Here is a 15117-nt window from a genome sequence, read left to right as displayed (position 1 = left end):
AGTTAAAGGAGAACGAACATGACAGCAATGAATTTGATCCTCATGGGTTTACCAGGTGCCGGTAAAGGTACGCAAGCCGAAAAGATTATCAAGGAGTTCAATTTGCCGCATATTTCCACGGGAGACATCTTCCGTGATGCGATGAAGAACGAAACTGAAATGGGATTGGCAGCGAAGAAGTTCATCGACAAGGGTGAACTTGTGCCGGACGAAGTCACGAACGGCATCGTTCGCGACCGGTTAGCTCAGGATGATACCAAAAACGGGTTCATGTTGGATGGGTTTCCCCGTTCTATTGTTCAAGCCGAAGCGTTAAACACGTTTGGTCCTGAACTTGATCGGACCATCAACGCCGTGATTAATATTCACGTTGAACCAGATGTTTTGGTTGAACGCCTTTCCGGTCGTTACATTTGCCGCAACTGTGGCGCAACTTACCACAAGCTGTACAAGCAGCCTAAGGTTGAGGGTACGTGTGACGTCTGTGGTAGTCATGACTTCTATCAACGCGAAGACGACAAGCCTGAAACGGTGAAGAATCGTTTGGCAGTGAATTTGAAAGCAAATACACCGCTGGTTGATTACTACACCAAGAAGAACTTGTTGTTTACCGTTGATGGTGACCGTGACATCGATGATGTTTACGTCGACATCGAAAAGATCCTGAAGAACCTCTAGGAAGTAGCTTAGTTCTTGCTTAACTGGAAGAATTATGGTAAGCTTATTCAGGTTTAGCCTGTAAATGGCGCGCTGACGCGATTCACAGGTGCTAGGTAGGGGCAACTCGTTGTCCTTGCCGCTTTTACGTGTATTTACACGCAATTAAAAGGGAGGTACTTTCGTGGCGAAAAGCGATGTCATCGAAGTCGAAGGTAAAGTTACCGAAACATTACCAAATGCGATGTTTCGGGTCGAATTAGAAAACGGTCATGAGATTCTCGCTCACGTTTCCGGTAAGATTCGGATGCATTACATCCGGATTCTGCCTGGTGACCGAGTAACTGTTGAAATGTCACCGTATGACTTGTCTAAAGGCCGGATTACTTATCGCTTTAAGTAACGGTTAGACAGATGTAGGAGGGATATTCATGAAAGTAAGACCATCAGTTAAGCCAATGTGCGAACACTGCAAGGTTATCAAGCGTAAAGGCCGAGTAATGATCATTTGCTCAGCTAACCCTAAGCACAAACAACGCCAGGGTAAGTAATTCAATTTATAGGAGGTGCACTTAAATGCCACGTATTGCTGGAGTGGATTTACCACGTGATAAGCGAATCGCTTACGGTTTGACTTACATTTTTGGAATCGGGATCAACACCGCACACAAGATTGTTGCGGATGCTGGTGTCGCAGAAGACGTTCGGGTTCGCGATATGACGCCTGATCAAGAAGACAAGATTCGTGCCGAAGTAGACAAGTACAAAGTTGAAGGTGACTTACGTCGTGAAGTTAGCTTGAACATCAAGAACTTGCAAGAAATGGGTTCTTACCGCGGTATGCGTCACCGTCGTGGACTGCCTGTTCGCGGCCAACACACCAAAAACAATGCCCGCACTCGGAAGGGTAAAGCCGTTTCCGTTGCCGGTAAGAAGAAGTAAGGGAGGTTTATCACTTTATGGCTACTAGAAGAACTAGTCGCAAGCGTCGGGTCAAGAAGAATATTGAAGCCGGTGTTGCACACATTCACGCTACGTTTAACAACACATTAGTTATGATCACAGACGTTCAAGGGAACGCTATTGCTTGGTCATCAGCTGGTGCCTTAGGTTTCAAGGGTAGTCGGAAGTCAACGCCATTTGCTGCACAAATGGCCGCTGAAGCCGCTGCTAAAGCATCACAAGAACATGGTGTTAAGTCCGTTGAAGTTGCTGTCAAGGGTCCTGGTTCAGGACGTGAAGCTGCTATTCGGGCAATTCAAGCTGCTGGTATCGAAGTTACGGCTATTCGTGACGTTACGCCAGTGCCTCATAATGGTACTCGTCCTCCAAAGCGCCGTCGGGTTTAACGTGAGCGTTTCATTAATGAGGGCAACCTTCATGATGGGATTGACTTATAGGAGCTCAACGCGGTTTGAAAGGGGTAAACGATAAGAATGATTGAATTTGAAAAGCCTAACATTCATAAAATTGACGAAAGCAGTAACTACGGCAAGTTTGTTGTCGAACCGTTGGAACGTGGTTACGGAACAACGCTTGGTAACTCTCTGCGTCGGATTCTGCTTTCATCATTACCTGGTGCAGCTGTTACCAGCATTCAAATCGACGGGGTTCTGCATGAATTCTCTACTGTCGAAGGGGTCGTTGAAGACGTCACGCAAATCATCTTAAATGTTAAGAAGATTGCATTGAAGTTGAACGGTTCTGATGATCAGGAAGAAACCATGGAGATCAACGTTAAGGGACCTGCCCAAATCACCGCTGGTGATATTGTGGCTGGTGCCGACGTTGACGTTTTGAACCCAGATCTGTACATTGCAACGGTTGCCGATGGTGCAACGTTCCATATGCGGATGACGGCTGACAAGGGCCGGGGTTATGTTTCTGCTGACGAGAACAAGACTCGCAACACGGACATGCCTATCGGTGTCTTAGCTGTGGATTCTATTTACACCCCAATCGAACGGGTTAACTACCAAGTAGAGAATGCACGGGTTGGCCAACGGGCTGACTATGATAAATTGACCCTGGATGTTTGGACAAACGGTTCAATTAATCCAAGCGAAGCCATTGCTCTGGCTGCAAAGATCTTGACCGAACATCTGGCTATGTTTGTCGACCTGACTGACGAAGCTAAGAATGCGGAAATCATGGTTGAAAAGGAAGAAACTCACAAGGAAAAGATGCTTGAGATGACCATCGAAGAGCTCGACTTGTCCGTTCGTTCTTACAACTGCTTGAAGCGTGCTGGTATCAACACGGTCCAAGAATTGAACAACAAGACTGAAGCAGACATGATGAAGGTTCGTAACTTGGGTCGCAAGTCCCTTGAAGAAGTTAAGGCTAAGTTAGCTGACTTAGGTTTGTCACTTCGGAAGGAAGACTAATTTTAGACACTCAAAGGAGGGTTTCTGGTTATGAGTTACCGTAAATTACAACGGACTAGTTCTCAACGTCGTGCCTTGTTACGCGATTTGACCACTAGTTTAATCTTGAACGGCCGCATCGAAACGACTGAAGCACGTGCTAAGGAAGTTCGCAAGACGGCTGACCAAATGATTACCTTGGGTAAGCAAGGCGACTTACACGCACGTCGCCAAGCCGCTGCTTTCATCCGCAACGTGGTTGCTGATGTTAAGGAAGATGGCGACGATGTCGTTGTTACCAGCGCATTGCAAAAGGTATTTAGCGATTTAGCACCTAAGTATGCTGATCGTAAGGGTGGTTACACGCGTATCATGAAGACGATGCCTCGTCGTGGTGATGGCGCTGCTATGGCTATCTTGGAATTCGTTGACTAATTAGTTTTGAATTCAGGGAGTTTGTCACTTCCCTAAACGTGGCAATTAGGTTTCAAATTAATCACTAGGACCATGTGGTATAGAGCGTTATGATGATGGGTTTTCCCCGAGTCTAGCTTGAATGGGGGCAAACGCCTCAGCGCCGCTGGTTTGTTAGTGATTTTTTTTGTACATATTTTTATATAAGCGTCGTTTGCAATGGCTAGTAGCGATGGGACCGCACATTTGCCGGGTGCTGGGCACAATTGGATTGGTTGGCAGTTGTGGGTAGTTCGGTGACCGCATAACAACTAGTAGTCGGAAGTCGTTGGCCAGAAATGCGGGGGATTCCGGTGAATATTGGTGAACCACTACGTTATCTCATCAACATTTGGTATAATTACTGGTGACTTTTACATGGGAGAATTAAAAACGCTGATGGAAAATATCATTGAAGTTAAACATCTTTCATACCGTTACGGCAAGGAGCAACGACCGGCATTAAACGATGTCAGTTTTGACGTTCACCGTGGCGAGTGGTTGGCCATTGTTGGCCATAACGGGAGTGGAAAATCCACGCTAGCTAAGTCTTTGGATGGGCTATTGCCATTTACCGAGGGAACAGTTACCGTTGATGGCCTGGAACTCTCGCCAGAGACCGTCTGGCAGGTTCGCGAAAAAATTGGCATGATCTTTCAGAACCCCGACAACCAGTTTGTTGGGGCAACTGTGGAGGATGATGTTGCTTTTGGTTTGGAGAATCGGCAGGTTACTCGTGAGGACATGATTCCACGGGTCAAAGCGGCTATCGAAGAAGTCGGCATGCATGATTTTGCGCAGCGTGAACCAAGTTCGTTATCTGGTGGTCAGAAACAGCGGGTGGCGTTGGCCGGCATTGTGGCGATTACCCCCAGCATCTTAATTTTGGATGAAGCCACCAGTATGTTGGACCCCTTAGGACGGCATGAAATGCTTGAGTTGGTCAGTAAGCTGCGGCGAGATCAGAAGCTAACCGTTATCTCAATCACGCACGACATTGATGAGGCAGCAAATGCTGACCGAATTTTGGTGATTGATGATGGGCAGTTGGTTCAAGAAGCCTCACCAGCAGAAATATTTGCGTTGGGTGAAAAGCTGGTGGACTTAGGACTGGATTTACCTTTCACTGCCAAGCTCAAGGCGGCACTGAAAAAACGGGGCATTGAGCCTCCCACAAATTATCAAACGATGGCGGAAATGGAGGAATGGTTGTGGCAATCTCTTTCGAACACGTAACCTTTACGTACCAAGCTGGTACGCCCATGGCGCAGACGGCTTTGGAAGACGTTTCCTTCAATCTGCCTGACCACGGCTATTTAGCCATCATCGGTCACACGGGGAGTGGTAAATCAACGCTCGTTCAACAAATCAACGCGTTGTTGAAACCGACATCCGGCACAATTAAGATTGATGATTTTACCATCACGCCGGATACGACCAATGCGGACTTGAAACCGCTGCGGCAACACGTGGGTATGGTTTTCCAGTTTCCAGAGAGCCAATTGTTTGAGGAAACGATTCGCAAGGACATTGCGTTTGGGCCACAAAACTTTGGTATGTCCCCTGAGGATGCCAACGAACTGGCTGATCAAATGCTGACTACGGTTGGCTTAGATACCAGTTATGCTGAACGATCACCGTTCGAATTATCCGGCGGTCAGATGCGGCGAGTCGCCATTGCAGGTGTGCTTGCTATGCGGCCAAAAGTTTTGATTCTGGACGAACCCACGGCGGGTCTGGATCCGCAGGGGCGTCAGGAAATGATGGACTTATTTGAACAACTCCATAGGGAACAGGGATTGACGATTGTTTTGGTCACCCATCAAATGGAGGATGTGGCTGAGTATGCTGAACAAGTTGCGATTATGCGTGAGGGGCGGTTGGTCAAGTTTGGCGATGTTCAGGAGGCCTTTGGTGACCCTGACTGGCTGTTAGCCAACCAACTAGACGTTCCTCGGGCAGCACAGTTTGCGCAGCAATTAGCAAAACGGGGATTCCAGTGGCAGCCTTTACCGTTGACCGCTGATCAGCTAGCAGAGCAGATTGCAGAGCAGTGGCGGAAACGGGGGACGGACCATGTCTAATTTTATTTTTGGTCGGTACTTACCGTTGAATTCTGTGGTGCACCGGTTAGATCCGCGGGCCAAGCTCATGTTGAGCTTCTTCTACATCGTGCTGGTATTTATGGCCAACAATCTGGTAACCTACGGGATTTTGATTGTGTTCACGCTAGCTGCAATTTTTGCCTCGAAGATTAGCCTGGGCTTCTTCTTAAAGGGGATTCGCCCCTTACTTTGGTTGATTGTCTTCACGGTGGTCTTACAGCTGCTCTTTAGTCCAGCTGGTGGGCACGTGTACTTTCACTGGGCGTTCATCAACATTACCCAGTACGGCGTCGTGAACTCCGGATACATCTTTATTCGGTTCTTACTGATCATCATGATGTCGACCCTGTTGACGCTGTCGACCCAACCGTTAGACATTGCCACCGGACTGTCATCGCTGATGAAACCACTGCGGTGGGTCCACGTTCCCGTGGATACGTTGGCCATGATGCTGTCGATTGCGTTACGGTTCGTGCCAACCTTGATGGATGAAGCCACCAAGATCATGAACGCGCAACGCGCTCGTGGGGTCGACTTCGGTGAAGGGGGTCTGTTCAAACAGGCCAAATCACTGATTCCTCTGATGGTACCGCTATTCATGAGTGCCTTTAACCGAGCTGAGGACCTCTCAACGGCCATGGAAGCGCGGGGGTACCAGGACAGTGAGCACCGGAGTCAGTACCGGATTCTCACCTGGCAAAAACGAGATACGGTGACCTGGATCATATTTATAATTGGATTTGCGGCGATTCTTGCTTTTCGTCGTTGGTAGGAGGACCTGATGCAACGTTACAAAGTGACTTTAATGTATGACGGCACGAACTTTGCCGGCTTTCAACGGCAACCGAATAAACGGACCGTGGAAAGCACCCTGACAGCTGTCGTTAATAAGATGGCTAAGCAGCCGCAACCTGCGATTGTGGTCTACGGTTCTGGCCGGACCGACGCAGGCGTCCATGCGCTGGCCCAGGTGGTCCATTTTGACTTTCCCTTCCTGATTCCCGCGGAGAACATGCGCAAGGGCTTAAACAGCATGTTACCGATGGATATGGAGGTCCTGAAGGTCGAGGAGGTCGCCGATACGTTCCACGCGCGGTATGATGTCTCCGGCAAGCGCTATCAGTACCGAATGGATATGGGCGAATTTCGAAATCCGTTTAAACGCAATTATACGGGCCACTGGAAGTTTCCAGTTGATTTGAATAAGATTAATCAGGCCTGTGCCGACTTGGTCGGAGAACACGATTTTACCAGCTTTGTGGCGTCTGGCGCGCAGACACGGACCTTCGTCCGAACGATCTACGAAGCCAGCTGTCATGTTGATGAAGCCAATCATGAATTGGTTTTTGATTTTTATGGAAACGGGTTTATGTATAATCAAGTGCGAATTATGGTGGGGGTCTTGGTAGAAATCGGTTCTGGGACTCGACCAGTGCATGACATTCCCAGACTGTACGAAGTCAAGGACCGTAAGCAGGCGCGGCGAACAGTGCCGGCGGCTGGCTTATATCTGAAACACGTGTATTATATGGGTGAGGATCCGGAACACCCGACAAAATTACCGCAACATCAGCGTTAATTTTCGTTAGGGGGACAAACAATCATTGACTTTATGAGTAAAACTTTGTATCATGGTTGTTGGTATTGTTTGCCCCACGATAAGCCCCGGAAAGTTTACTTGGTGTCAGACAAACACAGATTTATGGAGGAATTTAACGTGCGTACAACTTATATGGCAAAACCTAACGACGTGGACCGCAAATGGTACATCGTCGACGCAACCGATGTTAGTTTAGGTCGGCTTGCTTCAGTCGTTGCTTCTGTATTACGTGGTAAGAACAAGCCAACTTTCACGCCTAACGTGGATACTGGTGATAACGTAATCGTCATCAACGCTGCAAATGTCGCCTTAACTGGCCGTAAAGCAACCGGTAAGATTTACTACCACCATACTGGTTTCGCTGGTGGTTTGAAGTCACGGACTGCTGGTAACTTCCGGGATGAAAACCCAGAAAAATTGATCGAAACTTCTGTTCAAGGTATGCTTCCTAAGAACTCCTTAGGTCACCAAATGGCATTGAAGCTTCATGTGTATGCTGGTGCAGACCACAAGCACGAAGCACAAAAGCCAGAAGTATTAGACATTACTAACCTAATCTAAGGAGGAAACCAAATTGGCACAAGTTCAATATCGCGGCACTGGCCGTCGTAAAAACTCCTCTGCTCGTGTACGTTTAGTACCCGGCTCAGGTAAGATCGTTATGAACAAAAAGGCAATCGAAGACTACATTCCATTTGCAAGTATTCGTGAAGTTGTCTTACAACCATTCAACGTTACGGAAACGCTTGGTAACTATGATGCATTAGTTACTGTGCGCGGTGGCGGTTTCTCCGGTCAAGCCGGTGCAACTCGTCATGGGATCGCTCGGGCATTGCTCGAAGTTGACCCAGACTTCCGTGGTCCGCTGAAGCGTGCGGGTCTCTTGACTCGTGACGCCCGGATGAAGGAACGTAAGAAGCCAGGTCTGAAGAAGGCACGTAAGGCTTCACAATTCTCCAAGCGTTAATATTTCGATATTATCAATTGGGAAAGCTCTCGCCGTTTACGGTGGGGGCTTTTTTGTTGTGGTGTTTCGATTGGTCACACAGCGTTAGTAATGAACGACTTTAGAAAAGTGGCCACTTTCCGATTAATTAAATGAAAATGAATTGACTCATAACGAGATTGTGTTAATATTTTATTAGAGATTGATTAAATATTAATGAGGCGTCGAAGGGAAGAGTAGTGATTACCGCCAGTCAAGTGAGCCGTGTTTAGTGTAAAACGGCCTGGTGAGCGTCATGAAGATGAGCCTGGAGTCTTTCTAGTGGTTCGTGTCAGGGGCTATTAGAACGGTTGTAACCGATATATTACTAGTGTTATTAAATGACATGAAACGAAGGGTAGTCTTTTTGATTACCAAAATTGGGTGGTACCACGATACGTCGTCCCAGAATCTACAGTTTGTAGGTTCTGGGACTTTTTTTGTTGGGAGGAAATAGAATGAATTTATTTATTGTTGGTGCAGGTAATACAGGATTAGCGTTAGCGGGACTGGCACAAGCACAGGGTGACTGCGTCCGGGTATTGACGAATGACGCCGGGCAGTCAATTTTTTATCGGCAACACGCGTTGATCATCACGGGGATTTTTGAGAGTCATTTCAAAATTCAGATTGGCACCGACTATCAGGTTTTAAGTGACTGGGCGGACTTGATTGTGGTGACAGCCGATGCTCAGCCGGATGTCCTAGAGCAGCTACGGGTAACGGTGACGCCAGGGCAGTCCATTTTGTTGCTGAACTGGGCCGGTGTTGATGGCTTGGATTTAAAAGCATTAGGAACGGGCCTCATTAGGGAACATCTCTTGACGGTTGGCCAGGTGCCATCACTACCGCTGAGTGTTGCCGTGTTGGCCCCAGGACAATTGGCCATTGGTTTGAAGCAGACAACGGTTCGTTACCGGCGCGTGGGGGTGAGTCCGACCAGTTACGTGTTTCTAACCACCATGTTCAAGGAAGTTCACGAACGGGTCGCCACACTGACGGTTTCAGCGACTCAGAATTCTAGCTGGCTAACGCGGTGGCGTGGGTGGTGTCATCGAAAGGCCAAATCGAATTTCAGCAGCATTCTAACGCGAAAGTGAGTGACTTTGGCCGCTAACCGCAAAATTTCCGGGCCGGTTTCGGGTCACTCGGACTTGTACGTCGGTCACCCATTATCAAAAAAATCGTGTTTTCCAGTTTTTCCCGCAACCAGGTGTTGTTTTCCCGCAACCAATGTCTTAAGCTGAATGAGAAGTACATAATGGGACTGGGAATTATATGGATAAAATTAAGAACTCAAAGCTATTTGATACACTTTCTAAAAAAATGGTCTGGGGATTCATTCTCCTGATTACGGTGGGGACGATTCTCCTGAGCCTGCCAATCGCAACTCGGGGAATGCACGGCTCCACCTTCATTGATACCGTCTTCACGGCGACCAGCGCAACTTGCATTACAGGGCTCACGGTAGTCAACACGGCCACGCATTGGTCGTTTTTTGGTCAAGTCGTTATTTTGGCGTTGTCCGAAGTCGGGGCGTTAGGCTACATGACCTTTGCGGTGTTGCTATTCAACATCATTCGGCGCCATCTCAACCTTTCAACGCAACTAATGGTTAAGGAATCATTGAACCTGGAAAACCTAAGTGATACCAAGAGCGTTATGCGCTATGTAATTGGCCTCTCAGCGCTCTTTCAGATTGGGGGCGCCATTCTATTAGGCGCCGACTTTATCCCCCGTTTTGGTTGGAAACGGGGCTTGTACGTGTCCGTCTATCATTCAGTCATGTCGTTTTGTAACGCAGGCTTTGATGTGTTTGGTAACAGCCTTCGAGGATTTCAGGATGATTCGTACTTGTTGATTGTGACGATTATTTTGATTATTGCCGGGGGCTTGGGTTTTCTGGTTTGGCGGGACCTCTTACTGTTCCATGAACGGAAACGCCTGACCTTGAATTCTAAATTGACGTTGGTGACGACCAGCACGTTGTTTGTGGTCGGTTTCTTACTCCTCTTGATTACAGAGCGAGACCTATCACTGATGCCGGCCCATACCTCCTGGTTTAATCGCACCGTCAATACGCTCTTCCTGAGTGTTACGCCACGGACTGCTGGGTTGATCACATTGCCAACGCATCAACTTCAATCTGGGAGTGTGTTTATCTTAATGATTCTGATGTTTGTCGGTGGGACGCCTGGTTCGACCGCTGGGGGGATCAAGACCACCACGTTTGGGGTCTTAATGCTACAAAGTATTGCTCAAATCCGGGGTAAAAAAGATGTTGAATTCAGTCACCGCCGCTTTAGTCAAACCAACATCAGTCGCGCGCTATTACTGGTCTTTCTGGCCAGTATCGTGATTGTTGTGGCGACGTTGATTCTGACCCAGACGGAACGAATTCCCAAGGGGTTCGGCCTGGAATACATTGTCTTTGAAGTGTTGTCGGCATTTGGCACGGTGGGGCTGAGTCTTGGCTTGACGCCGCACTTAACGGTTATCGGCAAGCTAGTCATCATGCTGCTGATGTTCATCGGGCGGGTCGGTATTTTCACGTCGCTGTACTCACTTTCAAAACGGCAGACTAAGGTCAACCAGATTCGTTATCCAGAAGAAAATGTCTTAATAGGTTAAGGAGTTTTTATAAATGAAGAAGAATTTTGCTGTTCTGGGACTTGGCCGCTTTGGTCAAAGCGTGGTTGAAACGCTGGCTGAGACTCACCAGGACGTTCTCGCGGTCGACGTTCAAGAGACACCCGTCAATCAGATGATGGACGTGGCTACGCAAACGTTGATTGCGGATACCCGGGATGAGGAAGTCCTGCGGGGACTCAACATCGATACTTTTGACTACGTCATTGTTGGTATCGGGAATAACATGGAAGCCAGCATCTTGACGACCATGCTGGCCAAAGAGTTGGGTGCCAAGAAGGTCATTGCGAAGGCCGAGACGGCTGATCAGGGCCGGGTCCTGCAACGGGTCGGGGCGGACCAGGTCGTCTTTCCTGAGCGGGACATGGGGCACAGCATCGTCCGTAAACTGTTGTCCAACCACATTCTGAACTTCATTGATCTCAGCGACGAGTATACGCTAGCCGAAATCGTGATTACTGATCCCAATTTTGTGAACCAGAATTTGATTCAGCTAAATCTGCGGGAACGGTTTGATCTGACGGTCATTGCCATTCAACACGGCCGTAAAATCAACATCTCACCCAACCCGACGGATGCTGTTCAGTTGCATGACGTGCTGACGGTAGTCGGGCCAATTGAAAACGTTGAGAAGTTGGACGAGACTCTGAAGAAGTGATTGTTAGTTGGTGATTTTCTCAGTCCAAAGCGTCCCCACAGCAGGCAGAATCTCTAGCCTTCGGAGCGTGTCGCTCGCATATTTAGTCGTAAAAAAGCAGGTTCTCCACCTGATGGGGGTGAGAACCTGCTTTTGGCTATTCGAAAATTTGAAATGAGTTATTTTATTTATTTAGTAAAGAGCCCCGCAAGAGCTTTACAGTAAATGAATGTTGGCAGCTTCACACTTGTCGATCATTTCTTGTGGCCAGATAGCTGCTTGGACTTCGCCAACGTGCGCCTTACCCAGTAACAGCATGCACAACCGTGATTGACCGATCCCACCACCAATGGTGAATGGAATGTCTTCGCTCATGACCATCTTGTGGTAAGGGTAGATCAAACGGTCTTCGGCGTGGGCAATCTTTAATTGCTTCATCATCCGGTCAGCGTCGACCCGGACACCCATGCTGGAGATTTCAATGGCCTTGTTCAGGGGTTCGTACCAGAACAAGATATCACCGTTTAATTCCCAGTCGTCGTAGTCAGGGGCCCGGCCATCGTGGCGCTTGCCACTCTTAAGGGCGCCACCGATCTTCATCAGAAAGACACAGCCCAGTTTCTTGGTAATGGCGTCTTCACGTTCCTTAGGCGTCATGTCAGGGTACGTGTCTTCGAGTTCTTGCGTCGTGACGAAGTGGATTTCATCTGGCAAGTGGTGAACGGCTTGAGGGAACTTGTACCAAACTTCGTGTTCCATATGCTTGATGACCTTGAAGATAGTCCGAACGGTGGACTTCAAAGTTTCTTCGTTCCGTTCATCTTTGGCAATGACTTTTTCCCAGTCCCATTGGTCCACGTAAGCGGAGTGGTAGTTATCCAGGTCTTCGTCCTTACGAATGGCGTTCATGTTGGTGTAGAGGCCTTCGTGCATCCCGAAACCGTAACGTTTCAGGGCCAATCGTTTCCATTTAGCCAAGGAGTGAACGATTTCAATCGTATCGTCACCCATGTCCTTCATCGTGAAGGAGACGGGCTTTTCGACCCCACTCAGGTTGTCATTCAAGCCGGAAGCCTTGTTGACGAACATTGGTGCAGAGAGCCGGGAAAGGTTCAATTGGGCACCAAATTCATCTTGGAACGTTTCACGGATGTAGCGAATGGCGGCCTGGGTTTCCTTAACGGATAGCTTAGGATCATAATCCTTAGGTACGATTAATTGCATAGTGATTTCTCCTTCGTGGTTTAAATTTAGATAAAAGAAAAAGTCCTTCCATCCCTTATATCAAGGGACGAAAAGACTTTTCGCGGTACCACCCAAGTTGTTTATCATCAAAAATAAACCAGCTCAATTAGAGTACAAACATACTCTACCGATGGTAACGTACCGGTTAACGGCTAGACCTACTATGCCCCGGGGCAGTTCAGGTAGCAACTAAGAAAGTGTTTTTCAGAAAACGCGAACGCTGATTGGGTTTGCACTAATTCCCAACTCACTGGCAGGCTGCGTTAACTTACTCCTCTTTCCTCCGTTATTTATCTTATGGCATTAATCCTAGCACGATTTTAGCGTTTGTAAACAAAAAATTAAAATCTGACTAGAATTAAATGGCGAAAATCCTTAGAAAAGTGCGGACCCGTCACGGTTTTCACGAGGTCAAAAATTTTTTTAAAAAGTGACAACTTTATCCGCCCACTCGATTAAATCGACACTGCCGGGCATGCTAACGAGGGGGTAGGGGGCTTGGTTGGCGAATCGATGAATTCGGGGGCCTGTTTCACAAATAAATAGGGCACCACCGGCAGTGTCAAATGCCGACAACTCGCCGCTAACGTCGTAGCGGGCGTTGCCAATGGTTGCAATCTCGACTGCCGCTCCCATCAATAATAGGTGGGTGGCGTGGCCCTTTCTTAGGGCCGCTACACTGAATTTTAGGGCATTCCAGACTTGTTCGGGATCATTTGTTTCCACAATCACACCCAATTGCATGCAGCTTCCTCCTCGGAACGTTTCGTTCATCGTAGCATAAACCTGTCAGATTCAGGTTGGAAATGCTTACGTCAAGATGTCAGGTTCATTGACCCAACTTTTTGCTTGATAAGCCTGTTATTATACGTTTTCATAACAATTTTCTATTGACATTTGGGCCAGAAAAAATTAAACTATTATAATTGGTTTAATCAAATTCTCATTTAAAAATAAAAGGAGGAGTCGGCTTGGCACGACCTCATCAACTCTTTATTAAGAAACAGGTGCAAACGGATCTCTATAAGAAAACTGGGTTGGAAAAGACGTTAACGGCGTTTTCTCTAACAACTATGGGTATCGGCGCAATTGTCGGTGCCGGAATTTTCATCACTCCGGGCTTAATTGCCGCTAACTACGCCGGCCCTGGCGTGATGTTGTCGTATCTAATTGCTGTGGTCGTCTGCGCGATGGCTGCCCTGTGTTATTCAGAGTTTTCGTCAACGATTCCGCTGGCGGGGAGTGCTTACACTTACGTCTATGCCGTCTTTGGTGAATTTACCGCCTGGATTTTGGGGTGGGCGTTGATTTCCGAATATCTCTTCGCTGTTTCATCAGTAGCGGTGAGTTGGTCCTCGTACTTTCAAAACTTACTAGCGGGCTTTGGGTTCAAGCTGCCCGCCTTCTTCCGTGCAGCGGCTGGCACTGCTGGCGTGAAGGGTGGGGGCATCGACCTGGTTGCCTTAGTGATCACTATGTTGGTTGCCTGGCTCCTGTCTAAAGGGATTCGCGAGTCCGCTAAAATCAACAACATCATGGTTATCGTCAAAATTTTAGTCATCTTGCTATTTATTGGGATTGCCGTCTTCTACGTTAAGCCAGCGAACTATAACCCGTTTCTGCCATTTGGTACGGCGGGTATCTTTAAGGGGGCCGCGGTGGCCTTCTACGCTTACATTGGGTTTGATGCTGTTTCGACGGCCAGCGAAGAGGTCAAGAATCCCAAACGGAATATGCCAATTGGGATTATCTCATCCCTGTTAGTGGCCGCTGTTCTGTATATCGGCTTGTCAGCCGTTCTGGTCGGTGTGGTCCATTACACCAAGCTGAGTGTGGCAGATCCTGTGGCCCTAGCATTGAGTCTCATTCACCAAAACTGGGCGTCCGGGGTGGTTTCATTTGGGGCCATCGTGGGGATGACGACCGTATTGATCGTCATGTCTTACGGAGGAACCCGGTTGTTATTTGCAATTAGTCGGGATGGCTTGTTGCCGGCAAGACTGAAGAAGTTGAATCCAAAGACCCACGTGCCTGTGGCGAACACCTGGATCTTTGGGGTCTTGGCCAGCTTATTTGCAGCGGTCATTCCCATTGATAAGATTGCTGAGCTAGTGAACATTGGGACGCTATCAGCCTTTGCCATGGTGTCACTCGGAATCGTCTTCCTACGTCATGACGAACGCTTTAAGAATTTAGATACCTCGTTTAAAGTGCCGTGGTATCCCTTCTTACCAATTGCCTCGTTTTTAGCTTGTCTCTACCTCATGACACAGTTACAGGCCTTTACCTGGCTCGCATTTGCCGTCTGGGTCGTCCTGGGACTAATCGTCTACATGAGCTACGGTTACCATCACAGCGTGGTGCGCCAGCAAGTTAAGGGATAACGCTTTCATTTCGTGCTAAAATGGTCCTAGATTACC

The 15117-nt window shown here is 48.0% G+C and carries 19 protein-coding genes; 17 read left to right on the top strand and 2 right to left on the bottom strand.

Features of this window, described 5'->3' with window-relative positions; genetic code table 11:
• Positions 1-27 precede the first annotated feature (27 nt).
• The 16 genes from EKM87_RS05760 (at position 28) to EKM87_RS05685 (ending at position 11473) form a co-directional block, all read left to right on the top strand.
• Entirely contained in the window at positions 28-678 is a 651-nt protein-coding gene (locus EKM87_RS05760; protein ID WP_318530967.1) for an adenylate kinase, read from the top strand.
• 163 nt (positions 679-841) lie between these two features.
• Complete coding sequence (gene infA, locus EKM87_RS05755; RefSeq protein ID WP_011668477.1) at positions 842-1060, top strand: translation initiation factor IF-1; 219 nt, start codon at positions 842-844, stop codon at positions 1058-1060.
• Positions 1061-1088: 28 nt separating this feature from the next.
• Positions 1089-1208, top strand: a complete 120-nt coding sequence (gene rpmJ, locus EKM87_RS05750) for a 50S ribosomal protein L36 (RefSeq protein ID WP_008855781.1) — start codon at positions 1089-1091, stop codon at positions 1206-1208.
• 25 nt (positions 1209-1233) lie between these two features.
• Complete coding sequence (gene rpsM, locus EKM87_RS05745; protein ID WP_125682788.1) at positions 1234-1599, top strand: 30S ribosomal protein S13; 366 nt, start codon at positions 1234-1236, stop codon at positions 1597-1599.
• A 17-nt stretch (positions 1600-1616) separates the two neighbouring features.
• Positions 1617-2006: a 30S ribosomal protein S11 gene (gene rpsK, locus EKM87_RS05740; protein WP_125682786.1), complete on the top strand. Its 390-nt coding sequence runs from the start codon at positions 1617-1619 to the stop codon at positions 2004-2006.
• An 87-nt stretch (positions 2007-2093) separates the two neighbouring features.
• Positions 2094-3044, top strand: a complete 951-nt coding sequence (locus EKM87_RS05735; protein ID WP_125682784.1) for a DNA-directed RNA polymerase subunit alpha — start codon at positions 2094-2096, stop codon at positions 3042-3044.
• A 30-nt stretch (positions 3045-3074) separates the two neighbouring features.
• On the top strand, positions 3075-3458 hold the full coding sequence (gene rplQ / locus EKM87_RS05730) for a 50S ribosomal protein L17 (RefSeq protein WP_125682782.1): 384 nt from the start codon (positions 3075-3077) through the stop codon (positions 3456-3458).
• A 414-nt stretch (positions 3459-3872) separates the two neighbouring features.
• A complete protein-coding gene (locus tag EKM87_RS05725; RefSeq protein ID WP_125682894.1) occupies positions 3873-4712 on the top strand; it encodes an energy-coupling factor ABC transporter ATP-binding protein in 840 nt (279 codons plus the stop codon).
• Positions 4688-5560, top strand: a complete 873-nt coding sequence (locus EKM87_RS05720) for an energy-coupling factor ABC transporter ATP-binding protein (RefSeq protein ID WP_125682780.1) — start codon at positions 4688-4690, stop codon at positions 5558-5560. The genes EKM87_RS05725 and EKM87_RS05720 overlap by 25 nt, the downstream gene beginning before the upstream one ends.
• Positions 5553-6353 carry an energy-coupling factor transporter transmembrane component T family protein gene (locus EKM87_RS05715; protein ID WP_125682778.1) on the top strand — a complete coding sequence of 267 codons (801 nt, stop codon included), beginning with the start codon at positions 5553-5555 and terminating at the stop codon, positions 6351-6353. The genes EKM87_RS05720 and EKM87_RS05715 overlap by 8 nt, the downstream gene beginning before the upstream one ends.
• 9 nt (positions 6354-6362) lie before the next feature.
• The gene (gene truA, locus EKM87_RS05710; RefSeq protein ID WP_125682776.1) at positions 6363-7160 is read left to right on the top strand and encodes a tRNA pseudouridine(38-40) synthase TruA; all 798 of its coding nucleotides are present in this window, start codon (positions 6363-6365) and stop codon (positions 7158-7160) included.
• Between the two features lie 138 nt (positions 7161-7298).
• On the top strand, positions 7299-7742 hold the full coding sequence (gene rplM / locus EKM87_RS05705) for a 50S ribosomal protein L13 (RefSeq protein WP_125682774.1): 444 nt from the start codon (positions 7299-7301) through the stop codon (positions 7740-7742).
• Between the two features lie 13 nt (positions 7743-7755).
• Positions 7756-8148, top strand: a complete 393-nt coding sequence (rpsI, locus tag EKM87_RS05700) for a 30S ribosomal protein S9 (RefSeq protein WP_125682772.1) — start codon at positions 7756-7758, stop codon at positions 8146-8148.
• Positions 8149-8624: 476 nt separating this feature from the next.
• Entirely contained in the window at positions 8625-9266 is a 642-nt protein-coding gene (locus EKM87_RS05695) for a hypothetical protein (protein ID WP_125682769.1), read from the top strand.
• 178 nt (positions 9267-9444) lie between these two features.
• Positions 9445-10797: a TrkH family potassium uptake protein gene (locus EKM87_RS05690; protein WP_125682767.1), complete on the top strand. Its 1353-nt coding sequence runs from the start codon at positions 9445-9447 to the stop codon at positions 10795-10797.
• Between the two features lie 13 nt (positions 10798-10810).
• Complete coding sequence (locus EKM87_RS05685; protein WP_125682765.1) at positions 10811-11473, top strand: potassium channel family protein; 663 nt, start codon at positions 10811-10813, stop codon at positions 11471-11473.
• A 195-nt stretch (positions 11474-11668) separates the two neighbouring features.
• On the opposite strand, the gene asnA is transcribed toward EKM87_RS05685, so the two are convergent.
• Both asnA and EKM87_RS05675 read right to left on the bottom strand, forming a co-directional pair.
• Positions 11669-12676, bottom strand: coding sequence for an aspartate--ammonia ligase (gene asnA, locus EKM87_RS05680; RefSeq protein ID WP_125682763.1), 1008 nt, complete (start codon positions 12674-12676; stop codon positions 11669-11671).
• A 444-nt stretch (positions 12677-13120) separates the two neighbouring features.
• Positions 13121-13441, bottom strand: coding sequence for a DsrE family protein (locus EKM87_RS05675; protein WP_125682761.1), 321 nt, complete (start codon positions 13439-13441; stop codon positions 13121-13123).
• Between the two features lie 227 nt (positions 13442-13668).
• Here EKM87_RS05675 and EKM87_RS05670 point away from each other — a divergent pair, with 227 nt between their 5' ends.
• Positions 13669-15081: an APC family permease gene (locus EKM87_RS05670; protein ID WP_125682759.1), complete on the top strand. Its 1413-nt coding sequence runs from the start codon at positions 13669-13671 to the stop codon at positions 15079-15081.
• Positions 15082-15117 lie beyond the last annotated feature (36 nt).

It is taken from the genome of Levilactobacillus yonginensis (assembly GCF_003946265.1).
In the GTDB taxonomy this organism is placed as follows: Bacteria; Bacillota; Bacilli; order Lactobacillales; family Lactobacillaceae; genus Levilactobacillus; species Levilactobacillus yonginensis.
This window is presented reverse-complemented; position numbering and strand designations above follow the sequence as displayed.

What these genes read in the sequence shown, in the direction of transcription:
- EKM87_RS05760 (WP_318530967.1), top strand. Translation starts at nt 28, where the DNA reads ATGAATTTGATCCTCATGGGTTTACCAGGTGCCGGTAAAGGTACGCAA.
- rpmJ (WP_008855781.1), top strand. Translation starts at nt 1,089, where the DNA reads ATGAAAGTAAGACCATCAGTTAAGCCAATGTGCGAACACTGCAAGGTT.
- rpsM (WP_125682788.1), top strand. Translation starts at nt 1,234, where the DNA reads ATGCCACGTATTGCTGGAGTGGATTTACCACGTGATAAGCGAATCGCT.
- rpsK (WP_125682786.1), top strand. Translation starts at nt 1,617, where the DNA reads ATGGCTACTAGAAGAACTAGTCGCAAGCGTCGGGTCAAGAAGAATATT.
- EKM87_RS05735 (WP_125682784.1), top strand. Translation starts at nt 2,094, where the DNA reads ATGATTGAATTTGAAAAGCCTAACATTCATAAAATTGACGAAAGCAGT.
- rplQ (WP_125682782.1), top strand. Translation starts at nt 3,075, where the DNA reads ATGAGTTACCGTAAATTACAACGGACTAGTTCTCAACGTCGTGCCTTG.
- EKM87_RS05715 (WP_125682778.1), top strand. Translation starts at nt 5,553, where the DNA reads ATGTCTAATTTTATTTTTGGTCGGTACTTACCGTTGAATTCTGTGGTG.
- truA (WP_125682776.1), top strand. Translation starts at nt 6,363, where the DNA reads ATGCAACGTTACAAAGTGACTTTAATGTATGACGGCACGAACTTTGCC.
- EKM87_RS05695 (WP_125682769.1), top strand. Translation starts at nt 8,625, where the DNA reads ATGAATTTATTTATTGTTGGTGCAGGTAATACAGGATTAGCGTTAGCG.
- EKM87_RS05690 (WP_125682767.1), top strand. Translation starts at nt 9,445, where the DNA reads ATGGATAAAATTAAGAACTCAAAGCTATTTGATACACTTTCTAAAAAA.
- EKM87_RS05685 (WP_125682765.1), top strand. Translation starts at nt 10,811, where the DNA reads ATGAAGAAGAATTTTGCTGTTCTGGGACTTGGCCGCTTTGGTCAAAGC.
- asnA (WP_125682763.1), bottom strand. Translation starts at nt 12,676, where the DNA reads ATGCAATTAATCGTACCTAAGGATTATGATCCTAAGCTATCCGTTAAG.
- EKM87_RS05675 (WP_125682761.1), bottom strand. Translation starts at nt 13,441, where the DNA reads ATGCAATTGGGTGTGATTGTGGAAACAAATGATCCCGAACAAGTCTGG.